14 protein-coding genes are annotated in these 15755 nt (G+C 72.2%); 9 read left to right on the top strand and 5 right to left on the bottom strand.

Annotated elements, in window-relative coordinates:
• Window positions 1-5: 5 nt before the first annotated feature.
• Both IE198_RS24225 and IE198_RS24220 read right to left on the bottom strand, forming a co-directional pair.
• Complete coding sequence (locus IE198_RS24225) at window positions 6-476, bottom strand: DUF3515 domain-containing protein (RefSeq protein WP_189890059.1); 471 nt, start codon at window positions 474-476, stop codon at window positions 6-8.
• A 20-nt stretch (window positions 477-496) separates the two neighbouring features.
• Window positions 497-730, bottom strand: coding sequence for an Lrp/AsnC family transcriptional regulator (locus IE198_RS24220; RefSeq protein WP_100109359.1), 234 nt, complete (start codon window positions 728-730; stop codon window positions 497-499).
• Window positions 731-969: 239 nt separating this feature from the next.
• Between IE198_RS24220 and IE198_RS24215 the strand changes: the two genes are divergently transcribed.
• Window positions 970-1941: a thiamine-phosphate kinase gene (locus tag IE198_RS24215; RefSeq protein ID WP_189890057.1), complete on the top strand. Its 972-nt coding sequence runs from the start codon at window positions 970-972 to the stop codon at window positions 1939-1941.
• 10 nt (window positions 1942-1951) lie between these two features.
• Window positions 1952-2752: a bifunctional hydroxymethylpyrimidine kinase/phosphomethylpyrimidine kinase gene (thiD, locus tag IE198_RS24210; protein ID WP_189890055.1), complete on the top strand. Its 801-nt coding sequence runs from the start codon at window positions 1952-1954 to the stop codon at window positions 2750-2752.
• A 179-nt stretch (window positions 2753-2931) separates the two neighbouring features.
• On the opposite strand, the gene rpmB is transcribed toward thiD, so the two are convergent.
• Window positions 2932-3117, bottom strand: coding sequence for a 50S ribosomal protein L28 (gene rpmB / locus IE198_RS24205; protein ID WP_003957616.1), 186 nt, complete (start codon window positions 3115-3117; stop codon window positions 2932-2934).
• A 267-nt stretch (window positions 3118-3384) separates the two neighbouring features.
• Between rpmB and fakA the strand changes: the two genes are divergently transcribed.
• Window positions 3385-5001, top strand: a complete 1617-nt coding sequence (gene fakA / locus IE198_RS24200; protein WP_229834280.1) for a DAK2 domain-containing protein — start codon at window positions 3385-3387, stop codon at window positions 4999-5001.
• A 331-nt stretch (window positions 5002-5332) separates the two neighbouring features.
• Here fakA and IE198_RS24195 read toward each other — a convergent pair whose 3' ends face one another.
• Window positions 5333-8275, bottom strand: a complete 2943-nt coding sequence (locus tag IE198_RS24195; protein ID WP_189890050.1) for a tetratricopeptide repeat protein — start codon at window positions 8273-8275, stop codon at window positions 5333-5335.
• Window positions 8272-10107 (bottom strand): HSP90 family protein, encoded by a 1836-nt coding sequence (locus IE198_RS24190; protein WP_189890048.1) that lies wholly within the window; start codon window positions 10105-10107, stop codon window positions 8272-8274. Before IE198_RS24190 ends, IE198_RS24195 begins: the two co-directional genes overlap by 4 nt.
• A 166-nt stretch (window positions 10108-10273) precedes the next feature.
• Here IE198_RS24190 and recG point away from each other — a divergent pair, with 166 nt between their 5' ends.
• The 6 genes from recG (at window position 10274) to rpmF (ending at window position 15750) form a co-directional block, all read left to right on the top strand.
• Window positions 10274-12463 carry an ATP-dependent DNA helicase RecG gene (gene recG, locus IE198_RS24185; RefSeq protein WP_189890046.1) on the top strand — a complete coding sequence of 730 codons (2190 nt, stop codon included), beginning with the start codon at window positions 10274-10276 and terminating at the stop codon, window positions 12461-12463.
• A gap of 64 nt (window positions 12464-12527) precedes the next feature.
• On the top strand, window positions 12528-13112 hold the full coding sequence (gene rsmD / locus IE198_RS24180; protein WP_189890044.1) for a 16S rRNA (guanine(966)-N(2))-methyltransferase RsmD: 585 nt from the start codon (window positions 12528-12530) through the stop codon (window positions 13110-13112).
• 26 nt (window positions 13113-13138) lie between these two features.
• Complete coding sequence (gene coaD, locus IE198_RS24175) at window positions 13139-13621, top strand: pantetheine-phosphate adenylyltransferase (RefSeq protein WP_189890113.1); 483 nt, start codon at window positions 13139-13141, stop codon at window positions 13619-13621.
• A 96-nt stretch (window positions 13622-13717) separates the two neighbouring features.
• Window positions 13718-14806 carry a F0F1 ATP synthase subunit B gene (locus IE198_RS24170; RefSeq protein WP_189890042.1) on the top strand — a complete coding sequence of 363 codons (1089 nt, stop codon included), beginning with the start codon at window positions 13718-13720 and terminating at the stop codon, window positions 14804-14806.
• Window positions 14807-14941: 135 nt separating this feature from the next.
• Window positions 14942-15574 (top strand): YceD family protein, encoded by a 633-nt coding sequence (locus IE198_RS24165; RefSeq protein WP_189890111.1) that lies wholly within the window; start codon window positions 14942-14944, stop codon window positions 15572-15574.
• A 2-nt stretch (window positions 15575-15576) separates the two neighbouring features.
• Window positions 15577-15750, top strand: coding sequence for a 50S ribosomal protein L32 (gene rpmF, locus IE198_RS24160; RefSeq protein WP_026165248.1), 174 nt, complete (start codon window positions 15577-15579; stop codon window positions 15748-15750).
• Window positions 15751-15755 lie beyond the last annotated feature (5 nt).

Raw genomic sequence — 15755 nt, 5'->3', positions numbered from 1 at the left:
GCAGGTCAAAGCGCGGCCGGGACCGTCTTCTTGACGGGCCCGGCCAGCTCGGTCAGCGGGCCGATGTCGTGCATGTACTGCTCGCCGAGCGTGACCTCCACGTACGTCTCGCGGTAGGTGGTGGTGAACCGGGGGCCGGCGTCACGCTCCTCCAGCAGCCAGTTGACCCCGTTCACATCGACCCCCTGGCCCTGGGGATCGCTCATCCCCACCGGCCGGGCCACACCGCAGCGCAGTACGATCGCGGCATCGCCCCAGCCGGCGGTGAGGTCGGAAGACGGCTCGGGGTCGTCGCGGTCCTGCCCGGCGACCGAGTCCGGCAGCTCCGCGTCCAGCGCACGGCACAGGGCTGCTTCCTCGGCCGGGGGGCTGGGAACCGCGATCGACTCCGACGCGTCCGTGGAGGAGCAGCCTGTGGCGGCTACCAGCACGGCGAGTGCGGACAGGAAGAGGGGCCGGCGGCGGAAGGACGTCACCGGCCAAGCGTAGACGGGGGCTACAGGTGCACGACGGGGCAGGTCAGAGTACGGGTGATGCCGTCCACTTGCTGGACCTTGGCGACCACCATCCGCCCCAGGGCGTCGACGGTGTCTGCCTGCGCACGCACGATCACGTCGTACGGGCCGGTCACATCCTCGGCCTGGATCACGCCTGGGATCTTTCCGATGGTCTCGGCGACCGTCGACGCCTTGCCCACTTCGGTCTGGATGAGGATGTACGCCTGTACCACGGAGCCTCCAGGGCGGCACGAGGATCATGTCCCCTACCGTCGGTGGGGAGATCCCGAGAAGAGGGGTCGCCACGGTATCGCGTCGTCGCGGGCTGCGGGGAGACCCTCGCGGCGGACGGCGCCCGCAGCGTGGCGTACGGCGAACAGAAGTTGACGTGTCTCTTGACGGTACCGACAGCGGTGGCGGCTCGCGACCGCGGAAGCAGTGCGCAGCGTCCACGACAAGGAGAGGTGACTCGGTGAAGGGAACTGTGGGCGAGTTGGGGGAGTTCGGGCTCATCAGGGAGCTCACCTCCAAGCTCACCACCACCCCCGCGGTACGGCTCGGGCCGGGCGACGACGCCGCGGTCGTGGCCGCACCCGACCGACGGGTCGTGGCCAGCACGGACATCCTTCTGGAGGGCCGGCACTTCCGCCGCGACTGGTCGACCGCGTACGACGTGGGACGCAAGGCCGCCGCGCAGAACCTGGCGGACATCGCCGCCATGGGCGCGGTACCGACCGCCCTGCTCCTCGGCCTCGTCGTCCCTGCCGAACTCCCGGTGACCTGGGCCACCGAACTCATGGACGGCATCCGCGACGAGTGCCAGGTCGCCGGAGCGGCCGTCGTCGGCGGCGACGTCGTCCGCGGTGACACGATCACCATCGCGATCACGGCGCTCGGAGACCTGCGCAACCACGAGCCGGTGACCCGCGCGGGCGCGCAGCCCGGCGATGTGGTCGCCTACACGGGCTGGTTGGGCTGGTCCGCGGCCGGCCACGCGGTCCTCTCGCGCGGTTTCCGCTCCCCGCGCGCCTTCGTCGAGGCGCACCGTCGGCCGGAGCCGCCGTACCACGCGGGCCCCGCGGCCGCCGGGCTCGGCGCCACCGCCATGTGCGACATCAGCGACGGGCTCGTCGCCGACCTCGGGCACATCGCGGAGGCCAGCAAGGTCAGGATCGATCTGCGGTCCGGGCTGATCGACATCCCCTCGCAGATGAGCGACATCGGCCAGGCCGTCGGCGTCGACCCGCTGCAATGGGTGCTGACCGGGGGAGAGGACCATGCGATCGTCGCCACCTTCCCGCCGGACGCCAAGCTGCCCGCCCGCTGGAAGGTCATCGGCGAGGTACTCAACCCGTCCGCACTGCCCCAGGTGACCGTCGACGGGGCGCCGTGGACGAACAAGGGCGGCTGGGACCACTTCGGGGACATCGAGGACGGCAAGTAGATTCCCGGATATGGACACACCCCCTCGCGTGCTCACCGTCGCCGGTTCCGACTCCGGCGGCGGTGCGGGCATCCAGGCCGACCTCAAGACCATGCTGGCCCTCGGTGTGCACGGCATGAGCGTGCTGACCGCAGTCACCGCGCAGAACTCCCTGGGCGTCCAGGGGGCGTGGGAGCTGCCCGTCGAGGCGGTGCGTGCCCAGTACCGCAGCGTCGTCGACGACATCGGCGTACAGGCCGTGAAGACGGGGATGCTGTCCTCCGCCGAGCTCGTCGATACCGTCGCGGAGTTGCTCGCAGGCACGGACGCGCCCGTGGTCGTCGACCCGGTGGGCGTCTCCAAGCACGGCGACCCGCTGCTGGCGGCCTCCGCGCTCGACTCGGTGCGGACAAAGCTGCTGCCCACCGCCACCGTGGCCACGCCCAATCTGGACGAGGTGGCCCAGCTGACCGGGATCGAGGTCCGCGACGAGGCTGACATGCGCCGGGCCGCCGACGCCGTCCTCGGCTTCGGGCCCCGCTGGGCGCTGATCAAGGGCGGTCATCTCGCCGGTGACGCGGTGGACCTGCTCACGGACGGCGGCGCGGAGCTGTGGCTGCGCGCCCCGCGCCACGACAACCGCCACACCCACGGGACGGGCTGCACGCTCGCGTCGGCGGTGGCATCGGGCCTGGCGAAAGGCCTGAGCGTGCCGGCCGCGGTCCGGGCGGCCAAGGGGTACGTCACCGGGGCGATCGAGAGCGGCTTCGCTCTGGGCGCGGGCATCGGGCCGGTGGACCACGGCTGGCGCTTGCGCGATCAGTGCGCCTAGGTCCTTCGTTCGGGATCAGGCCGGACCGCGCCGGCCCGGCATGATCCGAACGAGAGGCCCCGACCCCGGGAAAGGCGAAAGCCGGTCCACCGAGGTGGACCGGCTTCCAAGGCAACCGCAGGGGCTGCGCTACGACGAGACGTCGGCGGGATCATCCCCACGAACGCGGGGAGCATCACTTAGCGCGAGACCTTGCCGGCCTTGATGCACGAGGTGCAGACGTTGAGCCGCTTCGGCGTCCGACCGACCACTGCACGCACACGCTGGATGTTCGGGTTCCAGCGACGGGACGTACGGCGGTGCGAGTGCGAAATGTTGTTGCCGAAGCCCGGCCCCTTGCCGCAGACGTCGCAGTTGGCAGCCACGGGTCACTCCAAAGACTTCAGATGCACTTACAGTGAAATCCGGCGCGCCGGATCAGTGATCTGAAGTGGCTTGCCGGGGGCATGGCCCGACTTTCATCGGGCAACTGGAGCAGCATACATCCACTCTCTCCGAGACACGAAACTGGCATGCGCCGCTCCGCCCCCGCCCCGCCGCCGGGCCCTGCCCCGGTCTACGCTGCGGGACGACCCGCAGCCCACGGCCCTTCCGCCAGGGCACAGGCCCGGCCGCTCAAGGAGGATCACCAGGTGCCGCAGAGTCTCGACGCCTCGGGCGTACGCGCCTGGTGCTCACTGGCGCTGGAGGCCCTGGGCCGGGAGCGCGAGGAGATCGACGCGATCAACGTGTATCCCGTCGCGGACGGGGACACCGGCACGAATCTGTACCTGACCGTCGAATCGGCGGCCCAGGCCGTCGAAGCCGTCTTCGCCGCCCATGAGACCGGTGACTCGGCCCCGGCCGTCACCGATGCGATCCGGGCGATGGCCCACGGGGCCCTCATCGGCGCGCGCGGCAACTCGGGCACGATCCTGGCGCAGCTCCTGCGCGGCATGGCGGAACGGATCGGTGACGGGGACGACCTGGCCGGGGCGCTGCGGCGTGCCGCGGAACTGGCTCGCGAGGCGGTCGCGCACCCCGTCGAAGGAACCATCCTCACCGTCGCCCGGGCGGCGGCGGACGCGGCTGCCGGTGCGTCCTCGAGCGCCTCCGCCGTCGCCCTACGGGCGGCCTACGCGGGCGCGTGCGCCGCGCTGGAAGCCACTCCCGGGCAGCTCGCCGTGCTGGACCGGGCGGGAGTCGTGGACGCGGGGGGCCGGGGGTTGGTGACCGTCCTCGGTACGCTCGTCCAGGCGGTCTCCGGCGAGGCGCCGCATGCCCCCGCGCACGCCCCCACGCGGACCGCCCGTCCGGTCCCGCAGCCCGCGGGGGCCGCCGAGCCCTGCGCCGACGGTGGCCCGGCCTTCGAAGTCATCTATCTCCTCGAGGCGGACGACGAGGCCGTCGCCCACCTCCGCACACGGCTCGACGGCCTCGGCGACTCCCTCGTCGTCGTCGGTGGCGACGGCCTCTGGAACGTCCACGTCCACGTGGACGACGCCGGCGCGGCGGTCGAAGCGGGCGTCGAGGCGGGTCGGCCGTACCGGATCCGCATCACCCACTTCGACACGGCGGCGGGCCCCGGCCCCCACCCGCGTGAGCAGACGCAGCGGGCGGTCGTGGCGGTGGTGCAGGGCGAGGGACTCGCGGACCTGTGCCGCCAGGCGGGCGCGACCACGGTCCTCGCCCGCCCCGGGGAGCCGCCGGCCAGCGGGGAACTCGTGGACGCGATCCGCCGGGCGCACGCCCGGGAGGTGGTGCTCCTGCCCAACGAAACGGCCCTGCGCCACACGGCTGCCGCGGCCGCGGAACAGGCGCGCACGGAAGGCGTCCGCGTCGCCCTCATCCCCACCCGCTCCGCGGTCCAGGGCATCGCGGCCCTCGCCGTCCACGCACCGGACCGCCGCTTCGACGAGGACGTCGTCGCCATGACGGCCGCCGCGGGAGCGACGCGCTACGCCGAACTGGCCGTGGCGGAACGCCAGTCGTGGACCTCGGCGGGAGTCTGCCAGGCCGGCGACGTGCTGGGCCTGATCGACGGTGACGTCGCGGTGATCGGCAAGGACCTCACGGCCACGGCCCTCACCCTGCTGGACCGCATGCTCTCGTCCGGCGGGGAACTGGTCACGCTCGTCCTCGGCGGGACGGCGCCGGAGGGGCTTTCGGCACGGCTGGAGTCGCACGTCCGGGAGGGATACCTGGCGGTGGACACCGTGGCGTACGAGGGGGGCGACGGGGTGACGCCGCTCCTGATCGGCGTGGAGTAGCCGAGCGGGGGCGGGGGCGCCTTCGCCGGGCGTCCCTGCCCGCCCGGTTCCCGCTGCACCGATCTGCGGCTCCGCCGTGGGCGCGGCAAGCTTCCGACCCGTATCGCGCTTCGCGGGGTGTCCTCGACCTCCTCCACGGGCTCCCTTCGAGCCAAGCCGACGAGTGAGGCGCGAGCGGTGGGGGGCCAGAGGACCGGAACACCGCGCGGAGCGCGGCGAACGGGTCCTGGCGTCCCCTACGCCGCCGGGGGGAGGAGTCCGGTCCGGGAAAGGGCGGGATGGGGAAACGGCCCCGCGCAGCGGCCAAGCGCACCGCGCCCGCCCCCCGGACCTACGCCTCGCCCACCTGCTCGAGCACCGCTTTCGCCTCCGCGCACCGCGACGACGGCACCTCCCCGGAGACATCCGCGTACGCCGCCAGTACGCCGCACGCCAGCGCCCGTGCCGCCGACCCGTCGGACAGTTCCGCGTGCAGCCACGCCGCCATGAGCTGCGCGCCCGTGCGCAGGTCGGTGAACTGCTCGCCCGCCTCCTCGAACACCGTCACCGCCCGCAGGACGAAGCCGAGTGCCTCCTCGTACGCGGCCCGGCGGCGCGGGCCCTCCGACTCCTCGCAGGAGCTTGCGATCAGGTCGCCGGTCTGGCGGTACGTGTCCGCCAGTTCGGCGCGCAGCCGGGCCGGGGCTTCCTCGTCCCCGTCTCCGGCAGTGGCGGCAAGCGCCGACTCGCACTCCCTTGCCGCCGCGGCCATCAGCTCACGCGCCGCCCCCACACCCGCCTGCCCGTCGCGGACGGCGATCCACGCCCGTACCCGCATCGTGCGCGCCAGCGCGTGCACGTCGCCGAGGTCGCGCCACAGGTCGCCGGCCCGCCGGTAGGCAAGCTCCGCCTGTGCGTCGAACCGGGCCCGGAACAGCGCCTGGCCCGCGAGGTTCGCGAGCATCGCGTGGTCCCGCTGCTCCGGCCAGTCGCGCGCGATGTCCGCCGCCTTCAGCCAGTGCTCGGCGGCCTCGCGCGACTCGTCCAGCTCGGTGCAGCAGTCGCCCAGCCACCACAGCGTCTGGACGATCATGCCCTCGCCGTGCTCCTCGGCCGTCAGCTCGGGCAGTGCGGACTCAAGGACCGCAGCCGCCTCGGCGGCCCGACCGAGCTGGAGCAGCAGCCCGCCGAGCCGGTGCCTGGCGTAGGCACCGGGGCCGGCGCCCTCGCCCGCCTCGTCGGCCCAGTGGGTCGCTTCGAGGGCGTGGTCGGCCGCCTCCTCGAGCCGGCCCGTGTCGGCGAGCGTCTCGACGAGCTGGAGGTGGAGGCGGGCCTGCCCGCCCGGGGCGGCGAAGGGAGCGGCGTGCTCCAGGGCGGCCCGCGAGGCCCGCTCGGCCGTCTCCAGGTCGCCGAGATGCCTGCTGACGCCGGCCAGCTGGGTCTCGGCTTCGACGGCGTACCAGGGCCGGCCCGCCGTCACGTAGGCGTCTGCGGCTCGCGCGTACAGCGCCGCCGCCTCCGGCGCGTCGCCGCGGAAGGCGGTGATGTCGCCCAGGTAGCCGAGCGCCTCGCCGATGACGACACCGACGGCCGGGTCCTCCCGCTCCGGCTCCGCGAAGGCGAGCACCGCCTGCACGGCCTCGTCCAGGGACGCGACCGCCGCTGCCACGGCCTCCGGGACCTGGATCTCCTGGATCATGTCGCCCAGGATCCGTACTCGGCACAGCAGCGCCCGGCCGGTCTGCCGTGCGGTGGACCGGCCATCGGCGTACAGCGCCAGCGCGCGGTCGCAGGGCTCCTGCACGGCGCCCAGCGCCTCGCCGAGACGGCCGTCCAGGCCCATGCAGTACGCGGCCCTGGCCAGCGCGGATGCCGCACGTCCGGGCTCGCCGGCCGACTCGTAGAGCCCGGCCGCGGAGGTGAACAGAGCGATCGCGTCGGCCGGCGGCGTGGCGGGGGCCATCCCGCGGTGCTCGTCGATCTCCGCCCGGGTGAGAGCGTCGAGTTCGGCACCGTCCCGGTCCGCGGCCGCCGCCACGGCCGCCCACGCGGCCGTCGCCTGCGGGTGCTGAGCCTCGGAGAGCCGGCGCGCGTTCGCCAGCAGCCCTGCGAGGCCGGTGGCGGGCGCTCTCTCCGCTGCGGGCGCAGGCGCCCCGCGCGGCACGGACGCGGGCCGGACCGCCCGGACGCCCAGCGGCAGCCGCTCCAGCAGCGGCGCACGGTCCATGCGTTCGGCGCTCCGCTCGCCGAAGTACGTGTTGCCGTTGCGCGCGTCGAAGCGGGCGGCGATGGCGCGGGCCTCCGCACGGGCGTGGACGGCGAGTTCACGCGCGGTCCAGGAGCGGCCGCCCGGCCCCGGCACGCTCTGCCCGCCGTGCCCGAGGGCGGTGAGCCGGTCGGCGAGGAGTGTGGTGACTTCCAGATGGTTGAGCAGGCTCCTCGGCTCTCCGGTGTCGGTGAAGTACGAGGGCCGCTCGGCGAGGATCTCCAGGGCCCGCGCCTCGTTGCCGGTCAGCGTGCAGAACTCGACGTGCCGGGCGACGGCGCTGCGCATGCTCTCCTTGGAGCGGACCAGCCGGTAACCGCGCAGATGGTTGGCGCGGGCCTCCTCCGTGCGGCCCAGCCGCAGCAGCGGCAGCAGCGACGACGAGAGCACGGCGTGCGGCTCGTGCGCGCAGGTGAACTCGCTCTCCAGCACCGGCCGCCACGTGAGGAGCGCTGCCTCGTCGTCGCCACGGTGCGCCTGCCAGGACCCCTGCGCCCGCAGCTCGCAGGCGTGGCAGTCGCTCTTGTCGTCCCGGTCGGCGGCCTGCCACGCGTCGTACGCCCGCTGCGCACGCTCCATGTCGCCGAGGTGCCGGGCGATCCTCATCTCGCCCTGCCGCACCGCCCGTTCGGAGTGGCCCGCGAGCCGGTAGCGGAGCTCCATCTCCGCCTGCCACTTCTCGATGGAGGCGAGCGGGATGTGCGGCTGGTCGATCATGCCGCTGGAGACCCACTTGAACATCCAGAACAGCGAGTGGGCCTGTCGCCCGTCGAAGTCCTCGGGCCGGTCGTCCCACATTCGCAGCAGCCTGGCGAAGGGGACGAACATCTTGTCCGCCTCGGAGCTGTAGTTGTAGACCTGCATCAGATGCTCGAGACCGTCGATGATCAGCGACGTGTCACCGAGCTGCTCCATTGCCGCGAACAGCCGCTCCGCGCGGGCGTTGCGCTCAGGGCCCTCCGGCTCCGCGTCGTTGTCGCGCAGCGCCTGCCGCAGCGCGTCGGCGTCCGAAGGGGTGTCGAGGCTCATCGGCCGTTCTCCTCGTCGTGGGTGGCCCACTCCAGCAGGCCCATGAAAGCGCGGTTGAGGAGGGCGGAGTCGGCCGGCCGCAGCGGCCGCTGCGCCATCAGCAGGGCCTGCCCGTACAGCGCCTCCGTCGCCGTCCCGGCGAGCTCACCGTCGAGGGAACTGATCCTGCGGATCAGCGGGTTGAGGTGGTTGAGCACCAATTGGGCGCGTGGCGCGCTGCCGCGCAGCGACCCGAGGATGCCGGCCCACAGGTCGTCCGCCCTGGCCTCCTCCTCCGCACGCGCCTGCTCGTGCCGGGCGGCACGGTCGTCGAGGTGGAGGGCCGGCACCGTGAGCGGGTGGAAGGCGCGCAGCGTCACGTCGCAGCCAAGTGGGTCGAGCTTGGTGCGCGCGGCGGCAAGGAACCCGGCGAGGGCGAGCTCTTCGGCCGGGTCGACGGCGTCGAGGTGCGCGGTGACCGTGTCGGCGTCGAGCTCGGCGACCACCGTTCCCGGCCGGACCTGTGGAAGACGCTCGATCAGCTCGGTGTCGTACGTGTAGCCGCCGTTGACCAGCCCGATGCCCTGCGCGGACGCGATCGGCGCGATCTGCCGGTACTCCTCGACGGACCGGGCGAAGTGCACCACGGGGTGCCGCTGGGCGAACTCCTCCAGCGACAGCTGCCCGTCCGTCGTCTCGAACGGCAGCCACGGCAGCATCGTGCGCAGCATGTCGGTGTCGTGCCGGGCCAGCGACTTCACGCCCAGGTGGTGGACGGACAGGAACTGCCCCAGTCGCTCCGGGTCGCCCGCGGCCAGGGAGGTCAGCCACTCCCGGATGCGCTCGCCGAGCGCTTCGCGCACGGCGGCGAGCCTCTCGTCCGCGTACAGCGACTCGCGCGACGCCGTGGGCCGCAGGCTGTCGGTGTCGATGACGCATCGTACGAAGAACGCCCAGTCGGGCAGGAGTTCGTCGGCCCGGTCGGTGAGCAGCATGCCCTTCAGATGTACCCGGTGCCCGGCGCGCTGCGCCGGGCTGACCGCCGACGGCAGCACGTACGCGACGCCTCGCACCCCGGCGACCGGCAGGTCGAGCTCCACCGAGTCGAGCGGGGCGAAACCGAAAAGCTCCTGGCAGTGCCGTGCGAGGGCCACCCGACGCGCCGCCGGGCCGGCGTACGCACGGTCCCAGGGCGCCGGGAGCTCGCTGACGGGGGTGTCCCCGACGCCGACGTCGTACGGGAGGAGGGACCCGAAGTCCCGGGCGAGCGCGATGACCCGCTTCTCGGCGAGCCAGTCGGCGCTGCCGGGCCGGGCGCTGAGGTACACGGTGGTGCCGGGCTCGGGGCGGGCACTGTCGGGCAGGGTACGCACGGTGTACGAACCGTCGTCGCGGGCCTTCCACTCCACCGGAGGAGCGTCCGGCCTACGGGCGCTGCGGCTCACCACCCGGATCTCGGCAGCGACGACGAAGCAGGCGAGCAGCCCGATGCCGAACTGCCCGAGGAACTCGGCCCGCGCCGACTCGAGCCCGTCGCGCTTGGAGCTGCGGCCGATGGTCGCGAGCAGGCTGCGGACATCCGCCTCGGTCAGGCCGATGCCCGAGTCCTCGACGCGGAGTCCGCCGTCCGCGGCGTACAGCCGCACCCGTGCGGGCGCGTCGGGCTCCTCGGCGCGCCTCGCGGTGATCGCGTCCACCGCGTTCTGCAGGAGCTCGCGCAGATAGACCTTGGGACTGGAGTAGAGGTGGTGGGAGAGCAGGTCCACCAGGCCGCGCAGATCGACCTGGAACGTGTGCGGCGTCGTTGCGTGCGGTGTCGTCGTACCGCCGGACGGAGTCGTCTCAGATGTCATCGTCGCTGCGCCGGTGGGGGGTCGGGCGACGGCGCGGGTCGGGCGATCCCGTGGGGGCGGTGATCGCGGAGGAGGGGTGGGGGAGGGGTCATGGTAGAACTCGCGGCGCCGCCTTGACCAGGAGTTATCAACAGGTGTGCGACGACTGTCGGTGGAGTGGTGTGCAATGGAACGCGTGCCCGCGCTCGACGAACCCCTCAAGAAGACGCTCGGCGCCGCCACCGCGAAGGTGATGGCCGAGCACCTCGATCTGCACACCCTCGGTGATCTGCTGCACCACTACCCTCGGCGGTACGCGGAGCGCGGCGAGCTGACCGCCCTGTCGGAGCTGCCGCTCGACGAGCACGTCACGGTGGTGGCCCAGGTCGCCGACGCGCGGATCCACACCTTCAACCAGGGCCGGGGCCGCCGCCTGGAAGTGACGATCACCGACGGCAGCGGCCGGCTCCAGCTGGTCTTCTTCGGCAAGGGCGTCCACAAACCACTGGGGGACCTGCTGCCGGGCACCCGCGCGATGTTCGCCGGCAAGGTGTCCGTCTTCAACCGCAAGCTGCAGCTCTCCCACCCCGCGTACGAGCCGCTGACCGGCGGCGCGAGCGCGGCCGACGCCGTGGACGCCTTCGCCAACCAGCTGATCCCGATCTACCCGGCCTGCAAGCAGCTCGAGTCGTGGAAGATCGCCAAGGCGGTGGACGCGGTGCTGGACCGGGCCGTCGACGCCGCGGACCCGCTGCCCCCCGCGCTGCGCGAGGGCCGTGGCATGACGACGCTGCCCGACGCCCTGCGGAAGATCCACCGGCCGCGCACCAAGGCGGACATCGCCGAGGCGCGGGAACGGCTCAAGTGGGACGAGGCGTTCGTCCTCCAGGTCGCCCTGGCCCGCCGCCGTTTCGCGGACACCCAGCTGCCCGCGGCGGTCCGCCGGCCCGTCCCCGGCGGACTTCTCGACGCCTTCGACGCCAAGCTGCCCTTCACGCTCACGGAAGGCCAGCAGTCGGTCAGCAAGGAGATCTTCGACGACCTGGCCACCGAGCATCCGATGCACCGCCTCCTCCAGGGCGAAGTGGGTTCGGGCAAGACGCTGGTCGCCCTGCGGGCGATGCTCGCCGTCGTCGACGCGGGCGGCCAGGCGGCGATGCTGGCACCCACCGAGGTCCTGGCCCAACAGCACCACCGCTCGATCACCGAGATGATGGGCGAGCTCGCCGAAGGCGGCATGCTGGGTGGAGCCGAGCAGGGCACCAAGGTCGTGCTGCTCACCGGCTCCATGGGTGTCGCGGCCCGTCGCCAGGCGCTGCTCGACCTGGTGACCGGTGAGGCGGGCATCGTCATCGGCACGCATGCCCTGATCGAGGACAAGGTGCAGTTCCACGATCTGGGGCTCGTCGTGGTCGACGAGCAGCACCGCTTCGGCGTGGAGCAGCGCGACGCTCTTCGCTCGAAGGGCAAGCAGCCGCCGCATCTGCTGGTCATGACCGCCACTCCCATTCCGCGTACGGTCGCGATGACCGTCTTCGGTGACCTGGAGACGTCCGTCCTGGACCAGCTGCCCGCCGGCCGCTCCCCGATCGCCAGCCATGTGGTGCCGGCCGCGGACAAGCCGCACTTCCTGACCCGCGCCTGGCAGAGGGTGCGCGAAGAGGTGGAGAACGGCCACCAGGGCTATGTGGTGTGCCCCCGGATCGGTGACGCGGAGGACGAGAAGCCGAGGAAGAAGTCGGTGGAGGACGAGGCGGAGAAACGCCCGCCGCTCGCCGTCCTCGATGTCGCGGACCAGCTCGCCAAGGGCCCCCTGAGCGGCCTGTGCGTCGAGGTTCTGCACGGGCGTATGCAGCCCGACGACAAGGACGACGTGATGCGCCGCTTCGCCGCGGGGGAGGTGCACGTCCTCGTGGCCACCACCGTCATCGAGGTCGGGGTGAACGTGCCCAACGCCACCGCCATGGTGATCATGGACGCCGACCGGTTCGGCGTCTCGCAGCTCCACCAGCTGCGCGGCCGCGTCGGCCGCGGCTCGGCCCCCGGACTGTGCCTGCTCGTCACCGAGATGCCGGAGGCCGCCCCGGCGCGTCAGCGCCTGACAGCGGTCGCCTCCACACTCGACGGCTTCGAGCTCTCCCGTATCGACCTCGAACAGCGCCGTGAGGGCGATGTTCTGGGCCAGGCTCAGTCCGGTGTGCGCTCCTCGCTGCGGATGCTGGCCGTCATCGACGACGAGGAGGTCATCGCCGCGGCCCGCGAGGAGGCGGTCGCGGTCGTCGCCGCCGACCCGGAGCTCGAGCAGCTGCCCGAGCTGCGCATCGCACTGGACGCCCTGCTGGACAAGGAGCGCGAGCAGTACCTCGACAAGGGCTGAGAGACTTGGGCACGTCAGCCCGTGCAGACACATCAGCCCGCACCGAGAGGCAGAGAGGCCCTTCATGACCCGCGTGATCGCCGGCGCCGCCGGCGGACGCCGCCTCGCCGTCCCGCCCGGCACCGGCACCCGACCCACGTCCGACCGTGCCCGGGAAGGGCTGTTCTCCAGCTGGGAGTCCCAGCTCGGCTCCCTCGAGGGCATCCGTGTCGCCGATCTGTACGCGGGTTCCGGCGCCGTCGGCCTGGAGGCGCTGTCCCGCGGCGCGTCCCACGCCCTGCTGGTCGAGGCCGACGCCCGTGCGGCCCGCGTCGTGCGGGAGAACGTGCGGGCGCTCGGCCTGCCCGGGGCGGAGGTCCGCAGCGGCAAAGCGGAACAGATCGTCACGGGTCCGGCGCCGGACGGCCCCTACGACGTGGTCTTCCTCGACCCGCCGTACGCCGTCACCGATGACGATCTTCGCGAGATCCTGCTCACACTCCGCCTTCAGGGCTGGCTCACCGGCGATGCTCTCGTCACCGTGGAGCGCAGCACCAGAGGCGGAGAATTCAAGTGGCCAGAGGGCTTCACGCCATTGCGGGCCCGTCGCTACGGCGAGGGGACGCTTTGGTACGGTCGCGCCGCCGCTACGTGCGAAGACGCACCATGACCGGACCGGAGAGCGAGGGACTTCAGTTGCGCCGCGCAGTCTGTCCCGGGTCGTTCGACCCCATCACCAACGGACACCTCGACATCATCGCCCGCGCCTCCAAGCTGTACGACGTCGTACATGTCGCGGTGATGATCAACAAGTCCAAGCAGGGACTGTTCACGGTCGCCGAGCGGATCGAGATGATCCGCGAGGTCACCGGCGAGTACGGGAACGTCGTGGTGGAGTCCCACCACGGGCTTCTCGTCGACTTCTGCAAGGAGCGTGACATCCCCGCCATCGTCAAGGGGCTGCGCGCCGTCAGCGACTTCGACTACGAGCTGCAGATGGCCCAGATGAACAACGGCCTCTCGGGCGTGGAGACGCTGTTCGTCCCCACCAACCCGACCTACAGCTTCCTCTCCTCCAGTCTGGTCAAGGAGGTTGCGGCCTGGGGCGGCGACGTCTCCCACCTGCTCCCGGCGACGGTCCACCGGGCGCTGGTCCGGCGGCTCGCGGAGAAGGGCTGAGCTGACAATCCGTCACCCGGTGTCGGACGGCCCCGGACTGCCCGTACAGTCGTCCCCGTCCGTCTGACAATCCGCAGTAGAGAGTGGCGAACCACGGTGGACGTGCAGAAGAAGCTCGACGAGATCGTCGAAGCGGTCCAGAGCGCCCGCTCCATGCCCATGTCGGCGTCCTGCGTGGTCAACCGCGCCGAGCTGCTCGCCATGCTCGAAGAGGTCCGCGAGGCGCTGCCCGGCTCCCTGGCCCAGGCCCAGGAGCTCATCGGCGGCCGTGAGGAGATGGTCGAGCAGGCCCGCCGGGAGGCCGAGCGGATCATCGAGTCCGCCCACGCCGAGCGCGGCTCCCTGATCTCCGACACCCAGGTCGCCCGCCAGTCCCAGGACGAGGCGGACCGCATCCTCGCCGAAGCCCGCCGCGAGGCCGAGGAGATCCGGGCGGAGGCCGACGACTACGTCGACTCCAAGCTCGCCAACTTCGAGGTCGTCCTCAACAAGACCATCGGCTCCGTCGACCGCGGCCGCGAGAAGCTCCTCGGCCGGGGCCCCGGCCTCGACGAGCAGGGATACGCGGACGAGGACGCGCCGGAGCACAGCAGCGACCCGCAGACGCTCATCCAGCGGGCCGATCAGTACGTCGACGCCAAGCTCGGAGCCTTCGAGGCGGTACTCTCCAAGACGCTCGAGGCGGTCGGCCGCGGCCGACAGAAGCTGCACGGGCGCATCGCCACCGACGACCTCGGCGCGCACATGGCCGCCCAGGACGCCGCCGGCGGCCACCAGCACACGAGCGACGCGGACTACCTCGCCGGTCTGGCGGAACTCGCCGACCCGGCCCCGGAGCGCGAGCAGCAGGACGCCTACGTCTACCGGCCGCCGCAGCCCGAGCCGCAGATCCCCGCCCAGCCGGACCCCTACACGTACCAGCCGCAGGAGGCGTACGCGGGCTACCAGCAGCCCGACCCCTACGCGGCCGGGGGCTACGGCGGCCAGGAGCAGGTCTACGGTCAGTACGGACACCAGGACGCGTACACCTACGGACAGCCGCAGCCGCCCGTCCCGCCGCAGCCGCCCGCCCCGCCGCAGCACCAGCCGCAGGCCCAGCAGGCGGCGGCGTTGGACGAGACCAGCCTGTTCGACACCAGCATGATCGACCTCGAGCAGCTCAACCGGTACGAACAAGGGCGCTGAGCGGCCCGGATTGGGTCTATCGCGGCTGTTGAAGTACCCTGGTTCTTCGGTCGCGCGTAGCTCCGCGATCCCGGCTGTCCGCTTCGCCCCGCGAACCGGGACGGCCCTCCCCACGAACCGAAAGCAGGCAGACCCCTGAGTACGCGCCTCGACCATCGCAACCCCCTCGTGTTCGACACGCACGAGCTGGGACGGCGACCCGGTGCGCTCCAGCGGCTCTCCCGCACGGTGGACGCTCCCAAGGACTTCGGCATCGCCGATGTCATCGGTGTGCCGCAGGGCGCGCCGGTCGAGCTGGACCTCCGCCTCGAGTCCGTCATGGAAGGGGTGCTCGTCACAGGCACCGCCCGTGCGAGCGCCGAGGGGGAGTGCGTAAGGTGTCTGGAGCCGCTGCGCCATGAGGTCGCCGCGGACTTCCAGGAGTTGTTCACGTACCCCGACGCCGACGACAGGGGCCGCACCGCGGAGCCCGTCGACGGCGAAGAGGACGAGGACAGGCTCTTCCTCGAGGACGGCATGTTCGACCTCGAGCCCGTGCTGCGTGATGCGGTGGTGCTCGCACTGCCGATGCAGCCGGTGTGCCGGGAGACCTGTGCCGGCCTGTGCCCCGACTGCGGGATCAGGCTGGACGAGAACCCGGACCACCACCACGACGCCGTCGACATCCGTTGGGCGGCACTGCAGGGACTCGCCGAGACCATTCAGGACGGCGAGAAGGACAACATGGGCGGCGCCGAAGTGGGCGTCGACGAGAAGCAGGAGAAGTAGCCGTGGCTGTTCCGAAGCGGAAGATGTCGCGCAGCAACACGCGCCACCGCCGGTCGCAGTGGAAGGCTGCGGTCCCCACCCTGGTTTCGTGTGAGCGTTGCCAGGAGCCGAAGCAGCAGCACATCGCGTGCCCCAGCTGCGGCACCTACAACAAGCGCCAGGTCCTCGAGGTCTGAGCGGC

This window comes from Streptomyces xantholiticus, assembly GCF_014651015.1.
In the GTDB taxonomy this organism is placed as follows: domain Bacteria; phylum Actinomycetota; class Actinomycetes; order Streptomycetales; family Streptomycetaceae; genus Streptomyces; species Streptomyces xantholiticus.
The sequence above is the reverse complement of the archived record's forward strand: the minus strand, read 5'-3'. Positions and strand labels throughout refer to the sequence as shown.